General features: G+C 34.9%; 30 protein-coding genes and 1 other annotated feature (1 of these 31 cut by a window edge). Of the genes, 16 read left to right on the plus strand and 14 right to left on the minus strand.

Annotation, left to right across the window (positions count from 1 at the left end; translation table 11 throughout):
• Positions 1-51, minus strand: a binding site (T-box leader) (it extends 178 nt beyond the left edge of the window).
• A 44-nt stretch (positions 52-95) separates the two neighbouring features.
• Positions 96-992, minus strand: coding sequence for a branched-chain-amino-acid transaminase (ilvE, locus tag ACIQ7L_RS04240; protein ID WP_400566911.1), 897 nt, complete (start codon positions 990-992; stop codon positions 96-98).
• Between the two features lie 415 nt (positions 993-1,407).
• On the opposite strand from ilvE, the gene ACIQ7L_RS04245 reads away from it, so the two are divergent.
• Positions 1,408-1,647 (plus strand): DUF3911 family protein, encoded by a 240-nt coding sequence (locus tag ACIQ7L_RS04245; RefSeq protein WP_400566913.1) that lies wholly within the window; start codon positions 1,408-1,410, stop codon positions 1,645-1,647.
• Positions 1,648-1,759: 112 nt separating this feature from the next.
• Entirely contained in the window at positions 1,760-1,999 is a 240-nt protein-coding gene (locus tag ACIQ7L_RS04250) for a YkuS family protein (protein ID WP_400566915.1), read from the plus strand.
• A gap of 387 nt (positions 2,000-2,386) precedes the next feature.
• On the opposite strand, the gene ACIQ7L_RS04255 is transcribed toward ACIQ7L_RS04250, so the two are convergent.
• The gene (locus tag ACIQ7L_RS04255) at positions 2,387-2,476 is read right to left on the minus strand and encodes a phosphoribosyl-ATP pyrophosphatase (protein ID WP_400566918.1); all 90 of its coding nucleotides are present in this window, start codon (positions 2,474-2,476) and stop codon (positions 2,387-2,389) included.
• 115 nt (positions 2,477-2,591) lie between these two features.
• A complete protein-coding gene (gene ytfJ / locus ACIQ7L_RS04260) occupies positions 2,592-3,053 on the minus strand; it encodes a GerW family sporulation protein (RefSeq protein ID WP_400567143.1) in 462 nt (153 codons plus the stop codon).
• 203 nt (positions 3,054-3,256) lie between these two features.
• On the opposite strand from ytfJ, the gene ACIQ7L_RS04265 reads away from it, so the two are divergent.
• Entirely contained in the window at positions 3,257-3,616 is a 360-nt protein-coding gene (locus ACIQ7L_RS04265; RefSeq protein WP_097897349.1) for an imidazole glycerol phosphate synthase, read from the plus strand.
• 33 nt (positions 3,617-3,649) lie between these two features.
• On the opposite strand, the gene ACIQ7L_RS04270 is transcribed toward ACIQ7L_RS04265, so the two are convergent.
• The 3 genes from ACIQ7L_RS04270 to ACIQ7L_RS04280 form a co-directional block, all read right to left on the minus strand.
• Positions 3,650-4,993: a TrkH family potassium uptake protein gene (locus ACIQ7L_RS04270; protein ID WP_400566922.1), complete on the minus strand. Its 1,344-nt coding sequence runs from the start codon at positions 4,991-4,993 to the stop codon at positions 3,650-3,652.
• A gap of 579 nt (positions 4,994-5,572) precedes the next feature.
• Complete coding sequence (locus tag ACIQ7L_RS04275; RefSeq protein WP_097895422.1) at positions 5,573-5,728, minus strand: imidazoleglycerol-phosphate dehydratase; 156 nt, start codon at positions 5,726-5,728, stop codon at positions 5,573-5,575.
• Between the two features lie 342 nt (positions 5,729-6,070).
• Positions 6,071-6,490, minus strand: a complete 420-nt coding sequence (locus ACIQ7L_RS04280; protein ID WP_400566925.1) for a MarR family winged helix-turn-helix transcriptional regulator — start codon at positions 6,488-6,490, stop codon at positions 6,071-6,073.
• A gap of 254 nt (positions 6,491-6,744) precedes the next feature.
• Here ACIQ7L_RS04280 and ACIQ7L_RS04285 point away from each other — a divergent pair, with 254 nt between their 5' ends.
• Positions 6,745-7,299, plus strand: coding sequence for a thioredoxin family protein (locus ACIQ7L_RS04285; protein WP_400566928.1), 555 nt, complete (start codon positions 6,745-6,747; stop codon positions 7,297-7,299).
• A gap of 27 nt (positions 7,300-7,326) precedes the next feature.
• Here the strand turns inward: ACIQ7L_RS04285 and bacA are convergent, their stop codons facing one another.
• A complete protein-coding gene (gene bacA, locus ACIQ7L_RS04290) occupies positions 7,327-8,118 on the minus strand; it encodes an undecaprenyl-diphosphate phosphatase (protein WP_400566929.1) in 792 nt (263 codons plus the stop codon).
• Positions 8,119-8,299: 181 nt separating this feature from the next.
• On the opposite strand from bacA, the gene ACIQ7L_RS04295 reads away from it, so the two are divergent.
• The 4 genes from ACIQ7L_RS04295 to ACIQ7L_RS04310 all read left to right on the plus strand — a co-directional run bounded on the left by ACIQ7L_RS04295 (position 8,300) and on the right by ACIQ7L_RS04310 (position 11,184).
• Complete coding sequence (locus ACIQ7L_RS04295) at positions 8,300-9,658, plus strand: MATE family efflux transporter (RefSeq protein ID WP_400566931.1); 1,359 nt, start codon at positions 8,300-8,302, stop codon at positions 9,656-9,658.
• A gap of 76 nt (positions 9,659-9,734) precedes the next feature.
• Positions 9,735-9,908 carry a 2-isopropylmalate synthase gene (locus ACIQ7L_RS04300; RefSeq protein ID WP_097895414.1) on the plus strand — a complete coding sequence of 58 codons (174 nt, stop codon included), beginning with the start codon at positions 9,735-9,737 and terminating at the stop codon, positions 9,906-9,908.
• Positions 9,909-9,925: 17 nt separating this feature from the next.
• Positions 9,926-10,075 (plus strand): hypothetical protein, encoded by a 150-nt coding sequence (locus ACIQ7L_RS04305; RefSeq protein WP_400566933.1) that lies wholly within the window; start codon positions 9,926-9,928, stop codon positions 10,073-10,075.
• Positions 10,076-10,275: 200 nt separating this feature from the next.
• Positions 10,276-11,184 carry an aminoglycoside phosphotransferase family protein gene (locus tag ACIQ7L_RS04310; RefSeq protein WP_400566935.1) on the plus strand — a complete coding sequence of 303 codons (909 nt, stop codon included), beginning with the start codon at positions 10,276-10,278 and terminating at the stop codon, positions 11,182-11,184.
• A 75-nt stretch (positions 11,185-11,259) separates the two neighbouring features.
• Here the strand turns inward: ACIQ7L_RS04310 and ACIQ7L_RS04315 are convergent, their stop codons facing one another.
• Both ACIQ7L_RS04315 and ACIQ7L_RS04320 read right to left on the minus strand, forming a co-directional pair.
• Positions 11,260-11,706: a flavodoxin gene (locus ACIQ7L_RS04315; RefSeq protein ID WP_400566937.1), complete on the minus strand. Its 447-nt coding sequence runs from the start codon at positions 11,704-11,706 to the stop codon at positions 11,260-11,262.
• Positions 11,707-12,165: 459 nt separating this feature from the next.
• Positions 12,166-13,344, minus strand: a complete 1,179-nt coding sequence (locus ACIQ7L_RS04320; RefSeq protein ID WP_400566939.1) for a M20 metallopeptidase family protein — start codon at positions 13,342-13,344, stop codon at positions 12,166-12,168.
• Between the two features lie 282 nt (positions 13,345-13,626).
• Here ACIQ7L_RS04320 and ACIQ7L_RS04325 point away from each other — a divergent pair, with 282 nt between their 5' ends.
• The 5 genes from ACIQ7L_RS04325 (at position 13,627) to dltD (ending at position 17,941) form a co-directional block, all read left to right on the plus strand.
• Positions 13,627-13,773: a teichoic acid D-Ala incorporation-associated protein DltX gene (locus ACIQ7L_RS04325; protein ID WP_097895407.1), complete on the plus strand. Its 147-nt coding sequence runs from the start codon at positions 13,627-13,629 to the stop codon at positions 13,771-13,773.
• 12 nt (positions 13,774-13,785) lie between these two features.
• Complete coding sequence (gene dltA / locus ACIQ7L_RS04330) at positions 13,786-15,300, plus strand: D-alanine--poly(phosphoribitol) ligase subunit DltA (protein ID WP_400566942.1); 1,515 nt, start codon at positions 13,786-13,788, stop codon at positions 15,298-15,300.
• Positions 15,297-16,463, plus strand: coding sequence for a D-alanyl-lipoteichoic acid biosynthesis protein DltB (gene dltB, locus ACIQ7L_RS04335; RefSeq protein ID WP_400566945.1), 1,167 nt, complete (start codon positions 15,297-15,299; stop codon positions 16,461-16,463). The genes dltA and dltB overlap by 4 nt, the downstream gene beginning before the upstream one ends.
• A gap of 66 nt (positions 16,464-16,529) precedes the next feature.
• Complete coding sequence (dltC, locus tag ACIQ7L_RS04340; protein WP_016113973.1) at positions 16,530-16,769, plus strand: D-alanine--poly(phosphoribitol) ligase subunit DltC; 240 nt, start codon at positions 16,530-16,532, stop codon at positions 16,767-16,769.
• Positions 16,766-17,941, plus strand: coding sequence for a D-alanyl-lipoteichoic acid biosynthesis protein DltD (gene dltD / locus ACIQ7L_RS04345; protein ID WP_400566948.1), 1,176 nt, complete (start codon positions 16,766-16,768; stop codon positions 17,939-17,941). Before dltC ends, dltD begins: the two co-directional genes overlap by 4 nt.
• 21 nt (positions 17,942-17,962) lie before the next feature.
• Here the strand turns inward: dltD and ACIQ7L_RS04350 are convergent, their stop codons facing one another.
• Positions 17,963-19,054: an NAD(P)H-dependent flavin oxidoreductase gene (locus tag ACIQ7L_RS04350; RefSeq protein ID WP_400566951.1), complete on the minus strand. Its 1,092-nt coding sequence runs from the start codon at positions 19,052-19,054 to the stop codon at positions 17,963-17,965.
• 116 nt (positions 19,055-19,170) lie between these two features.
• Here ACIQ7L_RS04350 and ACIQ7L_RS04355 point away from each other — a divergent pair, with 116 nt between their 5' ends.
• Positions 19,171-20,088 carry a S66 peptidase family protein gene (locus tag ACIQ7L_RS04355; protein WP_400566954.1) on the plus strand — a complete coding sequence of 306 codons (918 nt, stop codon included), beginning with the start codon at positions 19,171-19,173 and terminating at the stop codon, positions 20,086-20,088.
• A 70-nt stretch (positions 20,089-20,158) separates the two neighbouring features.
• On the opposite strand, the gene ACIQ7L_RS04360 is transcribed toward ACIQ7L_RS04355, so the two are convergent.
• The 3 genes from ACIQ7L_RS04360 to ACIQ7L_RS04370 form a co-directional block, all read right to left on the minus strand.
• Positions 20,159-20,557, minus strand: a complete 399-nt coding sequence (locus ACIQ7L_RS04360; RefSeq protein WP_097895396.1) for an SseB family protein — start codon at positions 20,555-20,557, stop codon at positions 20,159-20,161.
• Between the two features lie 120 nt (positions 20,558-20,677).
• Positions 20,678-21,247 carry a cysteine hydrolase family protein gene (locus ACIQ7L_RS04365; RefSeq protein WP_400566956.1) on the minus strand — a complete coding sequence of 190 codons (570 nt, stop codon included), beginning with the start codon at positions 21,245-21,247 and terminating at the stop codon, positions 20,678-20,680.
• A gap of 13 nt (positions 21,248-21,260) precedes the next feature.
• The gene (locus tag ACIQ7L_RS04370) at positions 21,261-21,734 is read right to left on the minus strand and encodes a carboxymuconolactone decarboxylase family protein (protein ID WP_400566959.1); all 474 of its coding nucleotides are present in this window, start codon (positions 21,732-21,734) and stop codon (positions 21,261-21,263) included.
• A 63-nt stretch (positions 21,735-21,797) separates the two neighbouring features.
• On the opposite strand from ACIQ7L_RS04370, the gene ACIQ7L_RS04375 reads away from it, so the two are divergent.
• Together ACIQ7L_RS04375 and ACIQ7L_RS04380 are read left to right on the plus strand one after the other, a co-directional pair.
• Positions 21,798-22,250 (plus strand): Lrp/AsnC family transcriptional regulator, encoded by a 453-nt coding sequence (locus ACIQ7L_RS04375; protein ID WP_097895390.1) that lies wholly within the window; start codon positions 21,798-21,800, stop codon positions 22,248-22,250.
• A 102-nt stretch (positions 22,251-22,352) separates the two neighbouring features.
• The gene (locus ACIQ7L_RS04380; RefSeq protein WP_097895389.1) at positions 22,353-22,535 is read left to right on the plus strand and encodes a DUF3913 family protein; all 183 of its coding nucleotides are present in this window, start codon (positions 22,353-22,355) and stop codon (positions 22,533-22,535) included.
• Positions 22,536-22,595: 60 nt separating this feature from the next.
• Here the strand turns inward: ACIQ7L_RS04380 and ACIQ7L_RS04385 are convergent, their stop codons facing one another.
• The gene (locus ACIQ7L_RS04385) at positions 22,596-23,606 is read right to left on the minus strand and encodes a CPBP family glutamic-type intramembrane protease (RefSeq protein WP_400567145.1); all 1,011 of its coding nucleotides are present in this window, start codon (positions 23,604-23,606) and stop codon (positions 22,596-22,598) included.
• Between the last annotated feature and the right edge of the window lie 10 nt (positions 23,607-23,616).

Raw genomic sequence — 23,616 nt, forward strand, 5'->3', positions numbered from 1 at the left:
ACTCTCTGTGAGGCTTCACAATCAACTACTCCTCCCTATCAACGCTTTATCATTTCATAGCAACGAACGATTCTTTATGGTTCGTTATACTTTTATTATCCAACTTTATTTTCTTCATAAATTTTCTCGCCATCTTCTACAACTAACTTACGAAACTCTTCCAATAAGCGATTTGTATGCAGGCCCGTTTTTCCTGAACCAATTGTTCTTCCATCAACTGTTGTTACTGCAATTACTTCAGCCGCAGTTCCTGTTAAAAACACCTCATCAGCTACATATACATCGTGTCTTGTAAATAATTCTTCTCTTACGTCATACCCAAGTTTTTCGCCAATTTCTAAAATAGCATTTCTTGTAATACCTTCTAATGCCCCAGCAGAGCTTGGGGGTGTTATTAATTTATTTCCTTTTACAATAAACACATTATCGCCAGACCCTTCAGCTACATAGCCTTGTTCATTTAACATAAGCGCTTCTTGTACACCTGCAAGTTTCGCTTCAATTCGAACTAAAATATTATTTAAATAATTTAAGGACTTCACTTGCGGAGTTAATACATCTGGTCGATTGCGACGTGTCGCAACTGTTACAACCGGGATTCCTTTTTCATAATATTCCGCCGGAAATAGAGATAACTGTTCCGCGATTACAACTACATTCGGTTTCGAACAAGAGTCAGGGTCCAACCCAAGGTTTCCTACACCTCTTGATACGACTAAACGGATATATCCGTTAGATAGCTTATTTTGACGAATGGTTTCAACAACAATACTAGTTACTTCTTCTAACGTATATGGAATTTCTAACATAATGGATTTTGCTGATTCATATAAACGGACAAGATGTTCTTTGAGACGGAAAACATTTCCACTATAAACACGAATTCCTTCAAACACCCCATCTCCATATAAGTAACCATGATCATATACCGAAACTTTAGCTTCATCTTTTGGCACAAATTCTCCATTTACGAAAATCCATTGCTCGTTCACTTAAAAGCGCCTCCTATGTTCTATGAATTTTTTATTGTTTCCTAGTTTACTCTCCTTTTCAAATAAATCAAGGTAATTTTTAGAAAATTTATAATTTTTAATCATACGTACATCTTTCATTGTATTGATTTATCAACATTGTTAACGTTTACAAAATGTCAAAAAATTTTTTTCGTCATTTTTCGTTCTAAAAAATATTTGTTTAAAAGAAGGAATTCTGTCAAATAATGCGAATCTATTGTATTCAATAAACGAGCGTCCCATTTCATATATTCGGGAATATACAACGACTTTTGATGAAAAGGGGGGAAAATAAGTAAAACAATATTGTCTAAAAATAACAATCATATTTTTTACGTAGTTGTCATAATCCTATTTTTAAAAAACAATTTGTCAAATGAGGGAGGAAAATAATATGGCGTGTGTACAAATTAAAGGAACGAGACAAGAAGTAGTGGAGATGCTGCAACTATTTGACTTAATGGATACAAAGGGATTCTGTAAATTCAATAATTATGTAGAGGTAGAACCCAATGAAAAACAGCATAATAACTTTATCGCCTCAATTGATGTTCAATCCAGTGATTACTCTACTCAAGATCAATTGAATGATCAATTTGTAAGTCAAATGCTCACTGGTGTGTATAACGACTAATACAACAGCAATCCTGCCTTGAATTTGTATCTTCCTATCATCTTTTTCTCAAATATATAAATATCTGCTAAAAATTTGAGCATATTACTAGAGATGGTAGGAGGTGAAATTTATGGCGAAAATTGGTGTGGAAGATTCTTTAACAGATGTTCAACAAGCTTTAGAGCAAAAAGGACATGAAGTAATTACACTACGCTCCGAAAATGACGCACAAGGATGCGACTGTTGCGTCGTAACCGGGCAGGATTCTAATGTAATGGGAATCAGCAATGTATCTACAAAAGGTTCTGTGATTAAGGCGAGTGGCTTAACAACAGATGAAATTTGTCAAAAAGTTGAAAGCAGACTGTAAAAAATAACGGGTCTATTATGTGTGCCTTATCTAAAAAGAGAAGCCTCCTTATGAAAAGGAGACTTCTCTTTTTTTATATTAACTTAACGGGAAAGTAACATATACTGGATGAAAGCCCTACCTCTCTCTCATCAATACGGTTCCTCTGACCGCTCCTTGATACACTAGTATGTGTATAAGCTTATAAATACAATTTTTAGGGTCTGTTCACAAAAGTTGTTGATAAAATTACCCGATCTTCCGCAAACTTTTCATGTCGTATTTATAAGTAATATCCAATATATACTAGCTGCAACCGAGACACGAAATTAAATTTTAACATGTAATAACAAATACGTCAATATGTATTTTAACAAAATAAAAACAGACATTATGATCTGTCTGTTTTTAAAATGGCGCTTTTTCTTTTACTACATAAACAACAAATCCGCTTACTAAAATGCATAAGCCGACCGCAAAATTCTTAATGTTAATCATAACTTCCTCTCCCTTATTTTATAAATCATATATATTTACATTTCAATTATATTTATCGTTCCTAAGCACACTTTTTCTAATATATCATAATTCCTAAAAAATGCAAGTTGGTTCTTTAATAGCCATTCACAAACTTACCGACAGTATTTGGTACCATATTCAAAGCTTTTTCAATCAAATGTGTACCACTATGTAAATGCAGCACTTGTACACCACCAGATCCCACTACTAAAAAAGCTACTGGGTTGATTGAAACTCCCGCACCACTTCCGCCTCCAAACGGATGCTCTTGTTTCACTTCTTTTTGCTGGCCTTGTCCTGTATGGTTTTTTCCGTTAGACATTTCTCCTATAAAATCACTTCCCCCTGCGCCAAAACCAAAAGCTACTTTTGAAACAGTTAAAACAACATTTCCATCCGCTGTCGAAACCGGACTTCCAACAATTGTGTTTACATCTACCATTTCTTTTAAATTTGTCATTGCCGTTTTCATTAAATTTTCAATTGGATGTTCCATCATTTCAACCACCCTTTCCTTATCATTCTTTTTTATACTTTCCAAAATAGAGGAACTCATACCAAGTTTTACAATCCAAGAAGAAATACTTTTATCCCCCACCTTCTCCTCTTAGGCATTAAAAAGAATTTCCCTTCATTCTTCTTTTGCAAACAGTTTCTCTATAGACTCTTTACTTCAGCTCACTTTTTTATGGATATTACTACCTATGAATGGCGGAATAAAAAAGAAAAAGATATACATACTACTTAGTGAACCTTGTTATGAAAGGAGCTATTACCTTGACTGATAAATTTGATGACAACCATAAAGTCGAAGGCGATTATAAAGAAGAGTACGCAGCAGAAGTTGCACCTCAGCGAGTCAACTATGATGATAAGGACGATGTGAAATCAAAAACAGCAGGATCCACAGCAGGATTTATTGCTCTTGCACTTGCTATATTATCACTCTTTACATTTCCGACACTCTTCGGCATTGTTTCTGTTTTACTCGGTATTTATGCTTATAATCGTGGCGCTACTGTAACTGGCAGCATCGCTGCTATTGTAGGCGGCATTGCTGCAGTTGTTGCTATTATATTCCGCGCTGCAATCATCGGTTTATTTTTCTCGCTTTTTTAAAGAAAAAAGGTATCTCGCTTTTTGCGAGATACCTTATCCTGTGAAAACATCTTCTGATGGATATCGAATTTTTTGTTTTGCTGGTCGCGCTAAAGAAAACACCAATGTTAACGGGCCGATTAGTCCACAAAACATAACAAACATAATAATACATTTTCCAATTGCTGATAACTTAGCCGTAATTCCCATCGTCAATCCAACCGTACCGAATGCTGAAATTGTTTCAAATAATAGCTGAATAAAACTAAAGTTTTCTGTAAGCATTAATAAAAATACTGCTGTAAAAATAAGAATTTGACTAGCTACCACAATCGCTAATGCTCTTGTTACCGTTGACATTTTGATTGTACGATGAAATAAAACAAAGTCTTCCTTTTTTCTAAAAAAGGAAAGAACCGATGTAATTAAAATAACAAATGTGGTTAACTTAATTCCCCCACCTGTCGAAACACTTCCTGCACCGATAAACATTAAAATCATCGTAAACAATATGGTTGGCTCTCCCATTCCTCCATAATCAATTGTATTAAATCCTGCTGTACGCGGTGTAATTCCTTGAAAAAACGAAGCCCATAACTTGTCACCTAAAGACAATGGTCCTAATGTTTTTACATTATTATACTCCAATACAAAAATCACAATCATTGCAATAACATTAAGTGTGATTGTTCCAAGAATCATAATTTTTGAATGAAGGGATAGTTTCTTAAAACTACGGCTATACCATATATCAATTAACACCGTAAAACCTAAACCACCTATAGCAATTAAAGAACAAATCCCAATATTAATAATAGGATCTCCTACATATCTTGTTAAATTATCTGGCCATAGTGCAAATCCTGCATTATTATAAGAGGCAATAACATGAAAAATACTATAATATAAACCTTTACCAAAACCAAATTCCGGGATAAATCGAATGGATAAAAAAACGATTCCTACTAATTCAATACAAATAGAAAAAATAAAAACTCGTTTCACTAATTTTACAAGACCACCAATATTCGTTTGGTTAAATGCTTCTCCAATTAGCAATCGATGACGCAAACCAATTTTTTTTCCTAGTACCCATACAATTAAAATTGCAATTGTCATTAATCCAAGACCACCTGTTTGAATTAAAAACAGAATAACAATTTGACCAAACATTGTAAAAGTGCTTGAAGTATCTACAACACCTAAACCAGTCACTGTCGCTGCTGATGTTGCCGTAAAAAAGGCATCTACCCAACTAATCGATTCTTTTGTTGCGAACGGTAGTTTTAATAACACTCCTCCGACAACAATTAAACAAAAAAAGCCCATTGCTAAAATTTGCGGTGGACTTAATCGTATAAAACGATTGTAAAATCCTTGTTTTTTTGTTTCTTGCATATCACTAACTCCCTTAATAAAGTGCTTCTATCCCTCATTATGTAAGATAAAATCTAGTAAAACAAATAAATCTTTATAATCTCATAATATAGTCGAGCATAATCCTTTTTTTTATAGATTTCAACTTTTATTTTCACGAGCAGTAAAACGAGTATCTCTTCACTTCCCATGTCATTTTACAGATTCTCCAATACAGGAAAGCCCATGCATATTCTCATCATAACTGTTATTCTATTCTCTATCTACCATTCTCCTAAAATTTAACATCTTTTTTAAAATCCCCTTTCCTTTCACTTCAAGTTCACATTGAAGTCACATCTATCTTTTATATTATATCTATCGAAGCTGTTCCTCCCTAATAATGAGACATTCCCCAGTGTCTTGAACAGCTTTCCATCCCTAATTAAAATTGATATAAATTGTCCCCTTCCCTGACCATCTTGTGCTGACAAGATGGTCTATTTCTTATTTTAAAATATAATTTAGCAAGATTATCTCCCAACTCATTTCTTTGCTTTCACCGAAATTGGAGACGGGACCCGCATACATATAATGCTAATAAAAAAGGAGTGAATATATTCACTCCTTTTTTGATTTACTTCCCTTTTTCGAACGATATTCTTTTCCTTTATTATCATTACCAGCTTCAAATTCTGAACTAAATTCCTGTTGGAATTGTCCTGATTTCGGTGAACCTTGATTTCCACTTCCTTGACTACCATTACGATTTGTCATTTTTCTCTCTCCTTTCATCGATCATTATTGATAGTATGTCTTTCTGGCTTTAATCATACACATCACATTTTTAAGATGAAGTGACACTTTACTGAATTGAGCTTTTATAGACAGTTTCTCTTCCACCTAACTTTTTTCACTGCATTGTGAAGTAAAGAGATTTCTATCTGCGAATAGCGAGATACAAAAATCCTTCCCAATTTCGGGAAGGATTTTTGTATCTGTAATTTATTTCATCATTTCTGTTCATAAGATTCTAAGAGGAACAAATAGAATCTACAGGAAATACTTATCTGTAACATCACAGCAAATAATGGTAATTCTCTTTCAGTATCTTCTTTTTTATATAAGCTTCTTCGAAATAGATATCATTACGTGCATATCTTCTTCAGATAGAGCCGAAAATCTTTCTTGTAAATACTGCTTTTTCGCAGTTTCCATTTTTGTAACTAACTCTTTTCCTTGCTCCGTAATTTCTAAATATACAACACGTCGATCGGATGTAGAGCGTGTACGTGTCACAAATCCTTTATTAATTAACTTTTCCGTAACAGCTGTAATATGGCTATTAGATACATGTAATTCATTAGCTACGCGTGAAACCATCTCTTTATTATTACGATTTAATATTCGAAGTACAAGAAACTCATTCCATGGTATATAACCGCCAAAGATTTTTCCAATATCATTACGCAATGAGCGAAACATAGCAAAGACGTTTGTAGACAGGTCCTCCATTAATTGTTCACGATTATGAGACACCATTTACATCTCCTTTTATTTCATTTACTTAAATAAAAACTTTATTAATTATTTTACCTTATATCTTACTTTTTGTCACCTTATTTTTCCATACACTCTAAGTTCTATGAACTCACTTTTCACATACTGCTTATCCCTTTTTTCTTTTAGATAGATTATATCCAGTCATAACAAAAAGAAAGAGTAAGATTACAAGCTTTTCTCGACGAAAATTGATACAATGAAAGCAAACTATTAATAAAGAGGTGTTACATATGACATTAAAACAATGGGCTGATAAAGGCATATCCTTTGATACATACGTAAATGAAATGAAAGTGAATCAATATGAACTATTACACATTTATAATAATTTTTTAATTCCAAACGAGTTACTTCCCGTTTTGGAAGAGCGTCAGAATGATGAATGGCGTGTTATTGTATTATCAGCTGATTGGTGCGGTGATGCCCTCCTATGTGTACCCGTAATGAAACGAATTTGTGAAGTTGCTAATATTGATATGCGATTACTGATCCGGGATGAAAATCTAGAATTAATGGATCAATACTTAACGAACGGAACAGCACGTGCCATTCCAATCTTTATTTTTATTGATAGAGAAGGAAACGAGCAAACAGTTTGGGGACCACGCGCTCCAAAAGTACAGGAGTTAGTAACTTCTATGCGGGCTACATTACCAGAAAAAGAGGACCCACTATTTGAAGAAAAGCAAAAAGAAATGTACGCTAATTTCCGTGCAACATTAGCTGAGGACACGTCCCTTTGGGAACATGTGATGGAAAATATGATTGAAAAAATAGTAAAATAAAAAAACTGCCAAATGGCAGTTTTTTTATTACATAAGGAAGAAGTAAAACACCGCTGCTAAAATAAAACGATAGTATGCAAATGGTGTTAACTTTACACGAGCCAATAATTTTAAGAATGAAACAATCGCAAGCATCGCTACAACAAATGCTGTCACAAATCCAGTTACAAATAAAGGTAAATCCGCCACACTTAGTAAATTCCAGCTTTTAATTAAATCTAAACCTGATGCAGCAACCATCATCGGTACTGCTAAAATAAATGTATATTCAGCTGCTGCTGTATGAGATACACGAGCTAATAATCCACCGCTTATTGTAGATCCAGAACGTGAAAATCCTGGCCACAATGCTAAACATTGGAACATTCCAATTGTGAATGCTTGTTTATACGTGATTTCATCTAATGTTTTTGCTGTACTTGGTCTTGAGAACTTCTCAGCAACAATCATTAAAATCCCACCAGCAACTAAACTAATAACAACTGGTCCTGGTCCAAATAAAATTTCTTTAATTTTACTATGAAATAAAACACCTAGTAATCCTGCTGGAATCATACCAATAATGATATGTAATAAATTTAATGATGGCCCTTGCGTTACTTTTCCAATTCCAACTAATGACCACAAACGTTTCCAAAATACAACGACAACCGCTAAAATTGATCCTAATTGGATGACAACCTCGAATACTTTCGCTCTATCATCCTCAAATCCAATTAAATGCCCTGTTAGAATCATATGTCCTGTTGATGATACCGGTAAAAACTCCGTTAATCCTTCAACAGCACCCATGATTAATCCAATTAACCAATCAGCCACTGATCGTGCCTCCTTAATACCTTATATGTACTTTTTTCATACCTTATCATAATACCTTATCCCTTTTCAAAGTGCATCTTTTTTTTCATCTATTTCATGTACACATACGCATATTTCTTTTCTATTCATTGATGAAATTGTATGATAGTAGAAGTTTGTTCTTACACGGAAAGGAGCTTTTATGAAAGAAACCAACTCGCTCTCACAAAAAATGAAACAATTTACATTACTATTCTTTCCAATTTTTGTAACACAGCTGTCTTTATTTGCAATGAGCTTTTTTGATACTACAATGTCAGGACATGCAAGTGCTACTGATTTAGCGGGGGTTGCAATTGGAACTAGCATATGGATCCCCATTAGTACTGGACTAACAGGAATTTTAATGGCTACTACTCCCATTATCGCTCATCTTGTTGGGTCAAAACAAAAAGAAGCCGTTCCTCATGTTGTAATACAAGCGGTATATTTAGCGATTAGTGTTAGTTTCCTTGTTATTCTCATCGGCTACTTTGCCGTTTCACCAATTTTAAAGGGCATGCATTTAGAAGAATCAGTAGAGCGCATTGCCGCTCAATTTTTAAGCATTATTGCAATTGGTATTATCCCTTTATTTGTCTATACTGTGTTACGTGGATTTATTGACGCTCTAGGAAAGACGCGGACAACGATGATTATTACTTTACTCTCCTTACCAATTAATGTGATTTTGAATTATGTATTTATTTTTGGTCATTTTGGTTTTCCACAACTAGGAGGCGTGGGTGCCGCAATTGCTTCCACAGCAACGTATTGGTGCATTTTAATCATTACTATTATTATTATCTGTACGAAAGAGCCGTTTGCATCTTTTGGTATCTTCAAGCAGTTATATCGCATTTCCATTTCACGCTGGAAAGAACTTTTAAAACTTGGTGTTCCTATTGGATTTGCTATCTTTTTTGAAACGAGCATTTTCGCTGCTGTTACACTTATGATGAGTAATTTTAGTACAACAACAATTGCAGCACATCAAGTTGCCATGAACTTTGCATCACTCTTATATATGACTCCATTAAGCTTAGCAATGACTCTGACAATCGCAGTTGGATTTGAAGTTGGTGCAAATCGATACGAAAATGCAAAACAATATGGATTTATTGGTATCGGTCTAGCCCTTACTTTTGCTCTATTCTATTCAATCCTACTCTATTTCTTTGGCGATCAGATTGCATCTATTTATACAACAGATGCTGCGGTTCATGATTTAGCCAAAGAGTTTCTCATATTTGCTATTTTGTTTCAAATTTCCGATGCAATTGCTACACCAGTTCAAGGAGCACTCCGTGGTTATAAAGATGTAAATGTCGCTTTAATCATAACACTTATTGCCTATTGGGTGATTGGTTTGCCACTTGGTTACATATTAGCAACTTATACTTCTTGGGCTGCAAAAGGGTATTGGATTGGCCTTATTTTAGGCCTCGCATTTGGCGCTAGCTTTTTGCTGATCCGTCTCTTTCAAGTACAACGTAAATATGCATTGCAAAAGAGCCGCTAATTGTAGCGGCCTTTTTCATATATGTATAGTTCCTCTCCAGAACGTGTAACATAATGAAAAAGAAAGGTGAAAACCTATGGATGAAAAGAAAAAACAGCAATCCTTCGATGAAGAATTTGCTCCTGAAATCTCACCTGGATATCGGCAAGATATTCATCAACCACCTCGATATAAAAACACTTCCTTTTTAGTTGGAATTGGTATTTTCGGAGCAATATTACTTGTACTCATCATTTTCGTCTATTTTTAATGAAAGGAGTGTTATATATGACAAAGCAATCTTCAACCTTTTCGAAAAGACCTGTAAAAACGCAAAAGGGCTATGCTGGTGATTCTGTAAACACGCTTAAACAAATCGAACAAGGGAATTTAGAAATTGCAAAAAAAGAAATTGGGCAACAAAACGAAAACCTTTAAATGTCCCCGCCTTCTGGGGACATTTCCATTCTACACGTTGTCGCTGCTCTGCAATCTTAAACGTATTATTTTCTTTTACAATCCTCATTTCTCTTACCATCTTCAATACCCAAAACATAAGCCGAAATACAAAATAAGAAAATTCTGATATCATAAAGTTAAACAAACTATTTTATCAAGGAGAGAAATGAGGAAATCAGATGCAACAATACAGGCAATATGTACAACAAGCAATGCCAAATACCACTATACGCTCTTATAAGCAAAATGATAATGGCTGGGATAATATAGCCGTGATTGTAAATAATGAATGGCTCTTTCGTTTTCCACGTAAATCCCAGTATGCAAGGAGAATCCCGCGGGAAAAAAAGGTATGCGAAATACTTTCTCATTCTTTACAAGGAATAGAAGTTCCAAAGTACCATGTTTTATATAAAAATGAATCGGATTCCATTCCATTTGGTAGCTATTATGCACTCATTCATGGGAAACCATTGACAGCCCAAACACTCGCGGGATTAACTGTAAAAGAACGAGAAATCATTGCTACACAGCTTGCTACCTTTCTCTCTTCTTTACATACCATCCCAATAGAACGTGCTGTAGAGTGGGGATTTCAAGTAGAGAAACCTCTCACATACTGGCGACAAATTCAAGCGAAATTACGTGATTACCTTTCTCATACATTTACATCAATAGAAAGAAAATCCTTTGATTGTTTATTTGAGAACTTTTTTGAATATATGCATGAACCTAATTTACAAAACACAATCATTCATGCTGATTTTACACATCATCATATTTTATTCAATGGGAAAAACAAAAAAATTTCAGGAATTATTGATTTTGGTGATGCTCAAATTGGAGATCCTGCCTTTGATTTTGCTGGTTTATATCACGATTTTGGTAACGAATTTACCGGAGCTATTTATAAACAATATTGCGCTCTTACCCCTCATCATGATTCATCATTCACTCAGCGTATCACTTCTTTTTATCAGTACAGCCCTTTATTTCATAACCTTATTTACAGCTTTGAAACAAATAATAAACTAGAAATAAACAAGAATTTGGAAAGCGTGCAAACAATATTAAAGGGATTGAATTGAATTCTTTCCCTATATTCTTTTTCCTCATAATAAATCATTCATACCGGTTACAACATCTTCATCTCCCACTCACCATTAAGAAAGATATTTTACAAATTCAGCTCCAAATTGAAGACATTTTTCTACATCTTCATCCTCTGGCGTTAATTCTACTTTTAGCCCTTCTAGTACAACCTCTGCACCACGCTCTTGTAACTTTTCGATTAAAATATCAACAGCTGCGCCGTATTTTGGATAAGCAGAATCACAGGAGCCAAACACTGCCGCTTTTTTACCTGCTAAATGAGTCTCTTCCATTTCATCATAAAAATCTAAGAAATCATCTGGAAGCTCACCATCTCCCCAAGTATAAGCTCCTAAAATAATACCGTCATATTCCTCTAATATAGAAGCTTCTGGTGCAGTCATAATATCAATTACTTCAATCTCATTTCCTGTCTCACGAATTGCTCCAGCAATATGATCAGCCATTTCTTCTGTATTTCCACTCATACTTGCAAAAATCATTACAAACTTACTCAATTGAATCTCTCCTTTGATTATGTATTACTTTTTCTGTTTTATTTATTTTCTTCTCGTCTACATATTCAGCAAGAATTACATTTCGTTGCCATTCTATATGTTTATCTTTATTTTTAAATTCTCTTTGTCCAAGGCGAAATGCTTTCCTCATCCATTAATTCAATTGATAATAATTATCAACCGCAACTATACAATTAGATTAATTGAAAATGATTATCAAAGTCAATAAATTTTTTGAAGAAAATAATGAAAAGATACAAGCTTGTCCGTTAACGATTCATATACTATAAATGAGCATAGTTCTTTCTCAGCCCTCTCTAGCGGAAAGAAATAGAAGCAACTGCGTTGTCGCAGTTGCCTTTTTTTATATACTGAAGAAAACTTTCAATCTTCCTCTTAGCAGCCAAGATTTTATGAACCGTTTGCCCTCACTTAATCTCTTTGTTCACATTGATTTTTTTAAGTTTCTAACAATTTCATTGTCACCTGTAAAAATAACTCTGCTCCATAAACTAACGCCGATTCATCTATATCAAATTTCGGATGATGATGCGGATAGCAGGTCTCCATTTTTTCATTCCCAGTTCCTAATTTAAAGAAGCAGCCTGGAGCTTTTCTCAAGTATGCAGAGAAATCTTCCCCTCCCATAGAAGGAGCGAGCTGTACAATTTTTTCTTTTCCCAAAAGCTCTATTGCACTTTCCTCGACTGCTCTTGTAATAAATGCATCATTAATGACAGGATCATATCCATAGCGATATGTATATTCATATGTTGCACCATGTGCTTCTGTAATCCCTTTAACAATTTGTTCAATCTTTTCTTCCGCTTCTTTTCTTAGTTTTTGATCAAAGGAACGAACTGTTCCCATTAAAGAAGCTGTATTAGGAATAATATTATCCGCTGTCCCCCCGTGGAATTGTGTAACTGAGACAACCCTTTGCATAAAGGCACCTGTATTTCTTGATACAATATGTTGTAAGTTGGTAACAATTTGTGCGCCAATTGCTATTGGATCAATTGTTTCTTCTGGCCTAGCAGCATGCCCTCCTCTTCCTTTGACTTCAATTGTAAATACATCAGGTGCTGCCATCATAGGTCCGTATACAATCCCAATCTTGCCACTCTCTAACCCAGACATAACATGTAAGCCGATAATGTAATCTACGCCGTCCATTACACCAGCTCGCACCATTTCCTGACCGCCGCCAGGATAGACTTCTTCTGCATGTTGAAAGAAAAGACGAATTTCTCCTTCCCACTCCTCATTCATTTTCGCTATTGCTTCCGCTGTTCCTAATAAAATAGCGGTATGTGCATCATGCCCACATGCATGCATCACACCTGGAGTAGCTGATGTATAAAGTTTTAACGTCTCTTCCTGAATCGGAAGAGCATCCATGTCCGCGCGAATCGCGACTATTTTCCCTGTTTTCTTCCCTTTTTTCTTTGCCATCACACTATACTTCGTTGGTCTTGTTACCTCAAAAGTGGAAAATGAGCACAATGTGTCATATATAAATTGTGAAGTTTGTTCTTCATGGAATGATAATTCAGGGGATTTATGGAAATGCCGTCGCCACTCTATAATCTTTTCCTCTGACACAAGCTTCCTCCATTTCTTTTTCGCATGTTCCATTCTTAACAATCTCCTTTTTCGTATTTATATTCTTACTTCAGCTTCACAAAATGATTGTCCTTATCATCCTTTTATCTTTTGACATGACAAATCAATAACAATTTCATGCTGAATGTAATATAATTACTAAGTTAGGGATTTTCTTTTTTAGTATTTAGTGCTACTATCAAAAAAGAGCCTTTTTGTCTTAATTTTACCTAAAATGTGGAATTTTGTTTTTTTCACAATAATGTAGGACATGATACCTACATATAGTTATTATTTCATAAGAGAGGAAAAGACATGGAAAGATTAAAAGAGATATGGTCTCGACCACTCATACAATGGTTTGCAAAAACTTTTTATTACCTTGCAATTTTGTTTGCATTACTTTGGTTGTATGGATTCCATGATACAAACACAAGTACATTTATTTACAATGAATTTTAGGGTGGGAACGTTATGAAGTTATTAGAACAAATCGAAAAGTGGGCGGCTGAAACGCCTGATCAAACCGCTTTCGTTTGGCGAGATGCGAAAATTACGTACAGACAATTAAAAGAAGACTCTGATGCATTAGCTCATTGGATTTCTTCTGAGTATGCAGATGATCGCTCACCAATTATGGTTTATGGCCATATGCATCCAGAGATGATCATTAGCTTTTTAGGGTGTGTCAAAGCTGGACATGCTTACATTCCAGTAGATTTATCTATTCCAGCTGATCGTGTACTACGTATTGCTGAAAGTTCCGGTGCGAAACTACTTTTATCACCAACAGAAGTGAAAGTAGCTGATTTACCTGTTCGCATCGTATCTGAAAACAACTTACAAGATATTCTCTTGACTCATAAAGGGAAAACTCCAAACCCTGAGCATGCAGTAAAAGATGATGAGAACTTCTACATTATTTACACATCAGGGAGCACAGGGAATCCGAAAGGTGTACAAATTACGTACAATTGTCTTGCCAGCTTTACAAAATGGGCGGTTGAAGACTTCAACTTACAAACTGGACAAGTGTTCTTAAACCAAGCACCTTTTTCATTCGATTTATCTGTGATGGATGTTTACCCATCGTTAGTAACAGGTGGTACACTTTGGGCAATTGATAAAGATATGATTGCGCGTCCAAAAGACTTGTTTGCTTCTTTAGAACAATCAGACATACAAGTATGGACATCCACACCATCATTTGCAGAAATGTGTTTAATGGAGCCATCTTTCTCTGAAAGTATGCTACCAAATATGAAAACATTCTTATTCTGCGGCGAAGTATTATCAAATGACGTAGCAAGAAAATTAATTGAACGCTTCCCGAAGGCAACAATTATGAATACGTACGGTCCAACAGAAGCAACTGTAGCTGTAACAGGCATTCATGTTACACAAGAAGTCGTTGAGACATATCAATCACTTCCAGTTGGTTACTGTAAATCTGATTGCCGCCTTCTTATTATGAAAGAAGATGGTACAATCGCACTAGATGGTGAAAAAGGTGAGATTGTAATTGTTGGTCCAAGCGTAAGTGTTGGATATTTAGGAAGTCCTGAATTAACAGAAAAAGCATTCACAGTTATTGATGGCGAACGTGCCTATAAAACAGGTGATGCTGGATATGTAGAAAATGGTCTTCTTTTCTATAATGGTCGTCTTGATTTCCAAATTAAATTACATGGTTATCGAATGGAATTGGAAGAAATCGAACATCACCTTCGCGGTTGCTCTTATGTAGAAGGAGCTGTCGTAATTCCAATTAAAAAAGGTGAGAAATACGATTACTTATTAGCGGTTATTGTTCCAGGAGAGCATTCGTTTGAAAAAGAATTCAAATTAACATCTGCAATCAAAAAAGAACTCAATGAGCGATTACCAAATTACATGATTCCAAGAAAATTCATGTATCAATCTTCTATTCCAATGACACCAAATGGAAAGGTAGATCGCAAAAAATTATTGAGTGAGGTTATAGCATGACCGCATATGGATCATTTTATTTTTTCGCCATAGTGGGCATTTTATTAATACCTACTATCATAGCTGGATTAAAGGGTAAAATGTTGCGTAAATATAATGCTGTCCTAACACTAATCATGCTTGCACTTATCTTCTCTGATAAACCAAAGCAAGCAATGATGCTAGCAGCATTTATCATTTGGCAATATATCCTTATTAAAGGCTATTTATTATTACGAAAACAAAATAATAATACGGTTATGTTTTACATGGCTGTTATCTTGTCGATTTTACCGCTTATTTTGGCAAAAATCGCACCATTTGTACATGATTTGAGATTTATTGTTTTTGCCGGTATCTCTTACGTAACATTTAGGGCCGTACAAATGGTATTTGAAGTTCGTGATGGCTTAATTAAAGAACTCTCATTCTTTAATTTCTGGGAGTTCGTTCTGTTCTTCCCTGCTATCTCAACTGGACCTATCGATCGTTATCGCAGGTTCCAAAAAGATATTCAAAAGCCACCGAGTGCTGAAGAATATCAAAACCTACTATATACAGGTATGAACCGTATTTTCCAAGGTTTTCTATACAAATTTATTATTGCTTATTTACTTCAACAACACGTTACGGATGCTGCTTTTGCAAATGCAGATACCATTACATCTAACATTATTTACATGTACGGCTATAGTCTATATCTATTCTTTGACTTTGCAGGTTATAGCTCATTCGTAATCGGTGTAAGTTATATGATGGGCATTAAAACACCAGAAAACTTTAATAAACCGTTCATCAGTCGTAACATTAAAGATTTCTGGAACCGCTGGCACATGAGCTTATCATTTTGGTTCCGTGACTTTATTTACATGCGCTTTGTCTTTTTCGCAACAAAGAAAAAGTTACTTAAAAATCGCTATACGATTTCCTATATCGGCGCCTTTTTAAACTTTTTCATTATGGGAATTTGGCACATTGCAGGTAATCATATTTATCAGTATATTATTTATGGTCTATATCATGCTGCTCTGTTTATTTTGTTTGATATTTTCGAGCGAAAAAACAAAAAGCATAAGTTTTGGCCAAATAATAAATTCATGCATGTCCTTGCAATTGTAATCACGTTCCATTTCGTATGTTTCGGTTTCCTAATTTTCTCTGGTCACCTAAACAGATATTTTTAAGGAATAACTTCTTATAACTTAAGAAGTTACACATAATACATTTCGGATATAAAGGAGATTTTAAAAATGGCAGAATTCAAAGATCAAGTATTAGATATTTTAGAAGAAGTATGTGAAAACGATATTGTAAAAGAAAATCCAGATGTACAATTATTTGAAGAAGGTATCCTTGATTCTTTCGGTACAGTATCTTTATTAGTAGAATTCCAAGAACGTTTAGATATCGAAGTATCTATCTCTGATTTTGACCGCGATGAGTGGGCAACACCAAATATGATTATTAAGAAGTTGGAAGATATCCGATGAAAAAAGCAACTTTTGGTCCGATGCTCTTAGCATTGGCCCTTTTTGCTGTATTCTTACTTATCCCAACACGCTTCCTACTTCCACTTGTAAGTGATAAGAAAGTAGAAGAAGCCGCAACTTCTCTAAAGGAAGAAAAAATTCAAAGTATGATTTTACAGCAAAAAATGTTAGAAGACCCGAAATACCTTCCGATGTATGGGTCATCGGAATTTGCAAGAATGGATGCTTTCCATCCATCCAATTACTTTAAAGTAAACCCTGAAGGGTTTACACCATTTCTTCTTGGTCGTGGTGGAACACAAGATCTTATTCACGTCTTAAACTTTGCAACCACAATGGATCAATTAAAAGATAAAAAAATAGTCTTTGTCCTTTCACCACAATGGTTTGTACCACAAGGAATTGATGAAACGCACTTTGCACCTAACTTTTCTAAACAACAAGGCTATCATTTCATTTTCAATAATGATCTAAAGCCTAAAATGAAAAAGCAAATTGCAGAGCGTTTATTGAACTTTGAGATTGTAAAAAAAGAAACATTATTAAAAATATCTTTAGAAGGTATCGTTTATGATGATACAAAGCATAAAGTAAAAGCAATGGCTGCAAAACCTTTCGCTTATCTTTATCGTAATATTTTAGATCGTAAAGATTTATTTACAATACTGTTTAATATTAAACCGCATACAGAAACACTTGATCCCTCATTGAAGAAAATGAACTGGGAAGAAGCACGTAAGCACGCTGATCAAGTTGGTGAATCAGAGTCAGGATCAAATCAATATGGTATCGAGGATGGTTACTTCAATAGCAAAATTAAAAAGAAATTGAAGCAACGTGAAGGTTACTTAAAAAATGATGCTTATGATCAATCTCCAGAATATGAAGATTTACAAATTGTAATTGATTTATTAAAACAATCTGGTGCTAAACCACTCTTCATTTCTGTTCCTGTAAAAGGCCCATGGTATGATTACGCAGGATTCCCAAAAGAACGACGCGAATTATACTATAAGAAAGTTCATGAGCAAATTCAGCAAGCTGGCTATCCAATTGCTGACTTCTCAAATCATGAATATGATAAATACTTCTTAAAAGATCATATGCACTTAGGTTGGAAAGGCTGGGTTTATATCGACGAGGCCATCCAACAGTTTTATAAAGCAAACTAACAAAAAGACCGCTTGAATTATTCAAGTGGTCTTTTTGTATGCATCTTGTAACTGTTCTACCGTTACCTTTACTTCTATCATCACACGTTCAACAATTTGCTGAGCTGATTCTTTTTTTGCTAATGAAGAAGCTTGTCCAGCCCAAAGTGACATATACTCTCCTTTATTTTGTCTTGCTGCTTCTTGACGTATTTTCGAGGTTAATACATTTTGAACGGGATACATAGGTAAACCACCTTCTTTCCCCTCGTGCTGCTCTATAAATACATTCCGAATACCTCGTGCGTATTTTCCAGAAAATGCTCTCGTTACAGTTGTACTTGTATCTGTACTTTGTAATATTGCCTCTTTATGTACATCGTGTGTCATACTCTCTTCGCTTGCTAAAAAGGCTGATCCCATTTGCACGCCTTCCCCGCCTAATGCAAACGCAGCAACAACCCCTTGACCGTTCATAATCCCGCCCGCTGCTACAATAGGAACTTGCGGAACTGCCGCTACTAATTGAGGAATTAAAGCAAACGTACCAATCATAGAATCTTGTTCTTTACCAATAAATGTCCCACGGTGTCCTCCAGCTTCACTACCTTGTCCAACAATTACATCTACCTTTAATTCAGCAAGCACCTTTGCTTCTGCTACATTAGTAGCTGTTCCAATAACCTTTATCCCCTCTCTCCTCAAAGATGCAATTTCTTCTTGCTCTAACGTATGAAACGCAAAGCTGACAATTGGTACTTTTTCTTCCTGTAGCACTTGCAGTTGCTCTTTATAATTTTTCGGAAGTTGCAGTGATTGATTACACTCATCTATACCTAATTCTTTTCGTATCGGCGCTAATAAATTTCTTGCGACTTGTACTTTTTCTTTCTCAATTTGTATTTCCTTCGTGAGTAACAGATTGACTGCAAACGGCTTATCTGTTAACTCTCTTATCTCATAAATAGATTGACGAATTTGTTCAGGACTCATATAGCCAGCCCCAAGTGTTCCTAATCCCCCGCTATTACTTACAGCGGCAACAAGTTCTGGTGTTGTAATCGCACCTGCCATGCCAGCTTGAATAATTGGATATTTTATTTGTAGTGCATCAGTTACTCGGCTTGTAAACATCCTTTTCCCTCCTAGTCTCCTTAATATCTTCTTTTTTCTACAAGCTTTTCCCTTCTTTTACAAAAGGGTTGAACTTCTTATGAAACGAATATATTGGAAGAGAAGGAGGAGATTCTATGATTCAGCCAAATGCTCTAAAAGAAGGAGACACTGTGATGATTATCGCTCCAGCAGGTCCACCAATCATTGAACACGTTCTTACAGGAACAAAAATATTAGAAGAGATGGGACTATCCGTAATCATCGGAAGAAGTGTTTATGAAACATGTGGATATTTAGCTGGTACTGATGCCATTCGCCTTCATGATATACATGAATCATTTGCAAACCCTGAAGTAAAAGCTGTTTTTTGTGCACGAGGTGGATATGGCAGTGGTCGTCTTCTTCCGCATATTCAGTATGAGCTTATTCAAGCCAATCCAAAAATTTTTTGGGGATATAGTGACATTACAGCTTTACATATCGCATTTACACAGTGTGTAGGACTTATTACTTTTCATGGACCAATGATTGAAGAAATAGGAAAAGGAATTCCCTCTCTTTCTTTATCTTCCTTCAATCAACTATTTCATCCTTATTCAACTATTTTATCAGGAGCAGAATGTATTACCTCTTCAACTAACTGCATTGTTTCCGGGCCATTAATTGGCGGAAATTTAACTGTTTTGACAAGTACACTTGGATCGCCATATGAAATAGATACAGCAAATAAAATTTTATTGCTCGAGGATATTGGAGAAGAACCGTACCGCATTGATCGCATGTTCAATCAATTACGTTTATCCGGAAAATTTAATGCATGCACAGGCGTTATTTTTACAAGCTGTCACGACTGCACTGCTACAAAACCATCTCTATCATTACAAGACATATTATATGACTATCTCACCCCATACAACATTCCGGTATTATTTGGTCTTCCCATTGGACATATACAGCCCAATATCGGAATCCCATTTGGAGTTACTGTCATAATGAATACAAACAGAAATACTGTTTCTATTCCTTCTGGTGTAAGGTGCATAGCAAGATAAATACAAAAAGGAAAAGCATAAATCGCTTTTCCTTTTTACTACTTTTAGATAGCCATACATACAACCATTTTTATTGATAATAATTAAAGATTTGTCCAGATGCGATATCAGCAATTTCTTCCGGAATAAATGTCTTACTAAGTTCCGTACCAACATTCAACACAGCAGTTGCCTCTTGGTCAAGACTTTCAAATAATTCTTTTCCACGTATTGTAATAAGGGGTGTTCCTTCTGGCAACACTTCTTTTACAAATTCCAATTGTGTAAAGAACGGAACAATCCATCTACCTTCTCCTTGGAAATAACGCAAACGAAGAGTTCCTTCTGCTGCAGAATCATCAGCCTCTACAGACCCAGCAACATAAAACTGAGTTGTTAGCAACAATTCATAAAATTCCTTTTGTTTTTGTTTGTCATCCTCTGCTAAAACAAGTACTTTTTCTATTTTCTTTACTGGAATTTGTTCCATATGCTGCCACCCCTATTTTCAAAATAATTATACTTAGATTATACGAAATATTCTTTTTCTTTTCTACATAATTATTCATTTATTTTATTGGAATAGCAAATTAATATCAATTATTCCAAATTATCGATGACTCAGCTTTACCTTCTCTAATATTTCAGGTGTTGTAACAATAGTAGCAAACTCTTCATGTAAATTCACTAGCGTCATCTTATGAATTTCTTCTGCACAATGTTGTACACCGTCCGGTCCTTTTCGATTAAATGTCGCTGTGGCATCGCTCACTAAATACGTTAAAAAGCCTAAATTTCCAGCCATTCGAGTTGTTGTCTCCACACAATGATTCGTCGTTAATCCCACAATAATAACAGCGTTACAGTTCTTCTCTTTCAACTGCTGTTCTAAATCTGTTCCAATGAATGCGCTGTTAACACTTTTTTGAATAATTATCTCATCTTGTAATGGCTGTACTTCTTCTTTGAAATGTACTGTTTCTGCATTCGGATGAAACATTGATTCAATATTATCTTTGTTCACATGCTGTATATGAAAAATTGGTAGCCCTCTTCCCCTCCACTCTTCTAATAAACTCTTCATATTTTCTTCCGCAAAAGGATTATTTCGCACTCCCCAATACGGTAGATCAAATGCTTTTTGTACATCAATCATGATAAGTGCTGTTTGATTCAACATCATGTACCTCCTACTATGCTGGCTGTAATTGAAATAAAAATCCAAGTTGTTGTGAGGCAGTAATAAAACAAATATATGCACAGAGTTCCACGATCTCCGCCTCACTCCAATACCCTTTTAATACATCAAACATCCGATCATCTATTGCAGATCGGTTATGTACAAATAAGTGTGCAAATGTTACAGCAGTACTAATTTCTTCTGCCTTCTGCACATCATCTGGTTTTCCCTTTGCCATACAATACGGACATTCATTTCCAAATGCAAGTGTTCTTCGTACTTGTTCCTTTAACTCTTCAGAAAGAGTTCCCGTTTCATACAATGTATTTTCTAACGAACTCCATGATTGTAGTATATTGGGACAATGCCCTAGTAATTTTTGAAACTTTGTTTCCCCGATATTTGATAATGAAATTCTCTCCATCATTTCTCCTCCTATTCCTTTCTCATTTATTGTAAAATAAATAAAGTACTCTTTACATTTCATATGAATCTTAATTTATATGTTTTCTTTTCAAAAAATATCATTTTCCTGGAGGTATATTTACAAATGCAATTAGATCGTGTAGATCGTAAAATTTTAAATGAATTATATAATGACAGTCGCCTCTCTATGCGCGAGTTATCAAAACGAGTAAATTTATCTGCGCCTTCTACTGCAGAGCGCGTTCGTAAATTAGAAAGTGAAGGTGTTATTCAGAAGTATACAATTGATATTGATTACAAAAAGGCAGGTCTTGTTTTAGACTGCATTTTGGAGATCACCTTAAAGAACGGCGATACAACACGTATGCAGCAATTCATTCAATCCTATCCATCTGCAAGTTTTTGTTATCGTGTAACAGGAAGCTTATGTTATATCGTTAAAATTTCTGTTCCTTCATTAGTCGAACTTGAAGAATTTATTAATGATGTTTCTTCCTATGCAACAACTGTTTCCCATATTGTTTTATCGGAAGTATCCCTTACTCCTGATATTGAGCATATTTTCCCAGAAGAATAAAAATTAATTTTTATTCGAAATAACCGTAAAAACCCCTTACAAAAAGAATAAAAATGTTTTATTATGTATTAAAATACAAAAGTTCGAGAAAGGGGTATTACATTGAAAATCTGGTTTTACGAAAAAACGGCTCAAGAAGATGATTTACTTGGTATTTGGGACAATGTCCCCACCATCCCTCGAATCGGGGAAAAGGTGGAAATTTTAAAGGCTGTTCGTACTGTTACAGATATTAAATATGTAAAAAACGGAAACAACTTTCATGTAGAAATCGTTATTCATTAAAAGAACAGCTCTCCTTATTACTACCGGAGAGCTGTTCTTTTATTTCTTATGGACTTACTATCATTTTGCCTTTTTTATAATAATTTGATCAGTTTCTATCGAAACTGTTACATAATCATTTTCTTCTAATTTCAACTGATTCACAGCCTCATCTGGTAATTCTACAGCCATAAGTCGATCAGTTAAAATGACTTGACTATATGTTTCATTTTTCGGTAATGATATTGCTACCTTATCTTCATTCATAAAACGAAGGGGTGGTACTCCCACTTCTTTTACAGTGCTCCAATTTTTTCGAATAAAAGGTACCAACCATAGTAAACTAATAAGAATCACAACAAGCCCAATCCATAAACTGCTTTGCGTTTGTAATTGAGCAATTGAAATTGCATCTTCTGTTCCTTCTCCACCCATTAGTTGAATGCTAGTTGCAATACAATTATTTAAAGCATGCACAGCAATATTCGTCCATATATTTTTCGTTTTTATATAAAGGAGACACATCACAACACCGAATAGAAAAGCACCAACAACATCAAAATGCCCTAAACCAAAAATGAGAGATGACACAATTACAGCTCGTTTTATTCCCCACTTAAACGCCATGCGCTGTAAGAAAAAGCCACGAAATATGACTTCTTCCATAATCGGTGCCAAAATACATGCTGAAATGAAACTGAATATCTTTGTATTCATACTGCTCATATCAATTACACTATTATCACTCAACACACCCAATAAGAAATCAGGAAAAAGATGTGCTAATATGTAAAATTGAATATGAGATACACCGAACGAAAAAACCATTCCCATTGCCGTTGCGATTACAATCAGCTTCCAATTTAATTTTGATGGCTTATCAAAGAAACTAGTAAATATAATATTGTTTTTTCGTGTTTTTACATATAACCATAGTAGTGGAAATACAAAAAATACCGAAATTTGTAATACTACATCCATGACACTGTTTGAAGCCCCTGCAAAGACTAGGGGTATCACCGTTACAAACATACCTAAAATCATCCATGCAAAAAAACTGCGAAGTCGTATATGTGAAAATGCGTACTGAATAAAAAACACC

It is taken from the genome of Bacillus sp. NPDC094106 (assembly GCF_044764345.1).
Taxonomy (GTDB): domain Bacteria; phylum Bacillota; class Bacilli; order Bacillales; family Bacillaceae_G; genus Bacillus_A.

Coding starts and splice junctions, on each gene's coding strand:
- ACIQ7L_RS04270 (WP_400566922.1), bottom strand. CDS start 4,993: ATGCAAGAAACAAAAAAACAAGGATTTTACAATCGTTTTATACGATTA.
- ACIQ7L_RS04275 (WP_097895422.1), bottom strand. CDS start 5,728: ATGACAAATCGTAATGGTAGTCAAGGAAGTGGAAATCAAGGTTCACCG.
- ACIQ7L_RS04350 (WP_400566951.1), bottom strand. CDS start 19,054: ATGTTTACAAGCCGAGTAACTGATGCACTACAAATAAAATATCCAATT.
- ACIQ7L_RS04365 (WP_400566956.1), bottom strand. CDS start 21,247: ATGTTGAATCAAACAGCACTTATCATGATTGATGTACAAAAAGCATTT.
- ACIQ7L_RS04245 (WP_400566913.1), top strand. CDS start 1,408: ATGGCGTGTGTACAAATTAAAGGAACGAGACAAGAAGTAGTGGAGATG.
- dltA (WP_400566942.1), top strand. CDS start 13,786: ATGAAGTTATTAGAACAAATCGAAAAGTGGGCGGCTGAAACGCCTGAT.
- ACIQ7L_RS04285 (WP_400566928.1), top strand. CDS start 6,745: ATGACATTAAAACAATGGGCTGATAAAGGCATATCCTTTGATACATAC.
- ACIQ7L_RS04360 (WP_097895396.1), bottom strand. CDS start 20,557: ATGGAACAAATTCCAGTAAAGAAAATAGAAAAAGTACTTGTTTTAGCA.
- ACIQ7L_RS04295 (WP_400566931.1), top strand. CDS start 8,300: ATGAAAGAAACCAACTCGCTCTCACAAAAAATGAAACAATTTACATTA.
- ACIQ7L_RS04250 (WP_400566915.1), top strand. CDS start 1,760: ATGGCGAAAATTGGTGTGGAAGATTCTTTAACAGATGTTCAACAAGCT.
- ACIQ7L_RS04255 (WP_400566918.1), bottom strand. CDS start 2,476: ATGATTAACATTAAGAATTTTGCGGTCGGCTTATGCATTTTAGTAAGC.
- dltC (WP_016113973.1), top strand. CDS start 16,530: ATGGCAGAATTCAAAGATCAAGTATTAGATATTTTAGAAGAAGTATGT.
- ACIQ7L_RS04320 (WP_400566939.1), bottom strand. CDS start 13,344: ATGGAACATGCGAAAAAGAAATGGAGGAAGCTTGTGTCAGAGGAAAAG.
- ACIQ7L_RS04355 (WP_400566954.1), top strand. CDS start 19,171: ATGATTCAGCCAAATGCTCTAAAAGAAGGAGACACTGTGATGATTATC.
- ACIQ7L_RS04300 (WP_097895414.1), top strand. CDS start 9,735: ATGGATGAAAAGAAAAAACAGCAATCCTTCGATGAAGAATTTGCTCCT.
- dltB (WP_400566945.1), top strand. CDS start 15,297: ATGACCGCATATGGATCATTTTATTTTTTCGCCATAGTGGGCATTTTA.
- ytfJ (WP_400567143.1), bottom strand. CDS start 3,053: ATGAGTTCCTCTATTTTGGAAAGTATAAAAAAGAATGATAAGGAAAGG.
- ACIQ7L_RS04370 (WP_400566959.1), bottom strand. CDS start 21,734: ATGAAATGTAAAGAGTACTTTATTTATTTTACAATAAATGAGAAAGGA.
- ACIQ7L_RS04310 (WP_400566935.1), top strand. CDS start 10,276: ATGCAACAATACAGGCAATATGTACAACAAGCAATGCCAAATACCACT.
- ACIQ7L_RS04375 (WP_097895390.1), top strand. CDS start 21,798: ATGCAATTAGATCGTGTAGATCGTAAAATTTTAAATGAATTATATAAT.
- ACIQ7L_RS04325 (WP_097895407.1), top strand. CDS start 13,627: ATGGAAAGATTAAAAGAGATATGGTCTCGACCACTCATACAATGGTTT.
- ACIQ7L_RS04305 (WP_400566933.1), top strand. CDS start 9,926: ATGACAAAGCAATCTTCAACCTTTTCGAAAAGACCTGTAAAAACGCAA.
- ACIQ7L_RS04265 (WP_097897349.1), top strand. CDS start 3,257: ATGAAAGGAGCTATTACCTTGACTGATAAATTTGATGACAACCATAAA.
- dltD (WP_400566948.1), top strand. CDS start 16,766: ATGAAAAAAGCAACTTTTGGTCCGATGCTCTTAGCATTGGCCCTTTTT.